Annotated in this window: 1 protein-coding gene; it reads left to right on the top strand. The window is 69.1% G+C overall.

The annotated features are described in order from the left end of the window. Positions 1 to 189: 189 nt before the first annotated feature. A partial coding sequence (locus ACFWJO_RS38725) for a catalase (protein ID WP_386872905.1) occupies positions 190 to 619 on the top strand: 430 nt, incomplete at its 3' end.

Below are 619 nucleotides of genomic sequence, written 5' to 3'. Positions count from 1 at the left end.
GCTCCGGTGCCCTCCATCCTAGTGACTGGGCGCCGTCGTCGGTCCTGCGCGACGGCGGCCCGCGGCCCCGGCGACCGACCCCGGCACCCGGTTCTTTTGACTGATTCAGAACTATGCCAAGATCGGGGATGACGCCGCCCACCGCGCCGACCGGTGCGCGGCCGACGTCGATCGACGAAGGAGAGTTCCATGACGGAGTACCAGAAGACGACCCCGCACGCGACCGGTTCCACCCGCCAGAACGGCGCCCCGGCCGTCAGCGACCGCCAGTCCCTGACCGTGGGCAGCGAGGGGCCCATCGTCCTGCACGACACCCACCTGCTGGAGACCCACCAGCACTTCAACCGCATGAACATCCCGGAGCGCCGCCCGCACGCCAAGGGCTCCGGCGCCTTCGGCGAGTTCGAGGTGACCGAGGACGTGTCGAAGTACACCAAGGCCCTCGTGTTCCAGCCGGGCACGAAGACCGAGACCCTCCTGCGCTTCTCCACCGTGGCCGGCGAGCTCGGCTCCCCGGACACCTGGCGCGACGTGCGCGGCTTCGCGCTGCGCTTCTACAGCGAGGAGGGCAACTACGACATCGTCGGCAACAACACCCCGATCTTCTTCCTGCGCGACC

This window comes from Streptomyces sp. NPDC127092, from assembly GCF_042722475.1.
Classification (GTDB): domain Bacteria; phylum Actinomycetota; class Actinomycetes; order Streptomycetales; family Streptomycetaceae; genus Streptomyces.
The sequence above is the reverse complement of the archived record's forward strand: the minus strand, read 5'-3'. Positions and strand labels throughout refer to the sequence as shown.